At 66.4% G+C, this 867-nt stretch carries 1 protein-coding gene; it reads right to left on the bottom strand.

Annotation, left to right across the window (positions count from 1 at the left end):
- On the bottom strand, positions 1-867 hold an 867-nt coding region (locus EOA75_RS33370; RefSeq protein WP_206517138.1), incomplete at both ends, for an HWE histidine kinase domain-containing protein.

Here is an 867-nt window from a genome sequence, read left to right as displayed (position 1 = left end):
TTCGGGGGCGGGGGCTCCCCGCCAGTCCATTCGCACGGTTCCGGCGTCGCCGGCCAGGGCGCCGTATTTCGTCGCGTTGGTGCCAAGCTCATGCAGCGCCATGCCGATGTTCTGCACCGCGTTCAGCCGCAACGTCACGTCCGGCCCGCAAGGCGAGATTCGCTCTTCGTGTCCGAACGGCCGCAGATGTTCGCGCACAAGGTCGGCCATGCCTGCGCCGCGCCAGTCGTTGAGCACCAAGAGGTCGTGCGAGCGCGACAGCGCCATGATGCGTTCGCGGATCTGGTGTTCGAACGCGCGCGGGTCGGTCGCGCGTTTGCTCGTCTCGCGGATCATGGAAAGGATCACGGCGTACTGGTTTTTGACGCGGTGGTTCACCTCGCGCATCAGAAGCTGGATCTGCTGTTCGCTCGCCCGTTTTTCGGTGATGTCGGCGGCCATGCCGAACCATTCCAGGATGCTGCCGGTGTCATCGACGATCGGGATTGCCCGTGAGGTGGTCCAGCCGGCGGACCCGTCGGCGCGCCGCACCCTGTGCTCGAGCTCGAACACGCCGCGCTCCATGATGGCGCGCTCGATCGCCGCCTGGATGCTCGCCTGGTCTTCCGGGAACAGGTATTCGTCGCGCCAGCGGATCGCCGGCCCCTGGGCGCTCGACAGGAAGCCGCGGCCGTCCAGCTCATGCATTTCCTGCCAGTCCGGGCTCATCCGGTAAACCACGTCGGAGCTAGCATTGACCAGCGCGCGAAACCGCTGCTCGCTTTCGCGCACCTTTGCTGCCGCCAGCACCCGGGCCGTGGTCTCCGAAACGATGCAGAGCACGGCTTCGACCGTGCCGTCCTGCGCCCGCACTGCGGAATAGGAGAT

Source organism: Mesorhizobium sp. M1A.F.Ca.IN.022.07.1.1, assembly GCF_003997575.1.
Lineage (GTDB): Bacteria > Pseudomonadota > Alphaproteobacteria > Rhizobiales > Rhizobiaceae > Mesorhizobium.
This window is presented reverse-complemented; position numbering and strand designations above follow the sequence as displayed.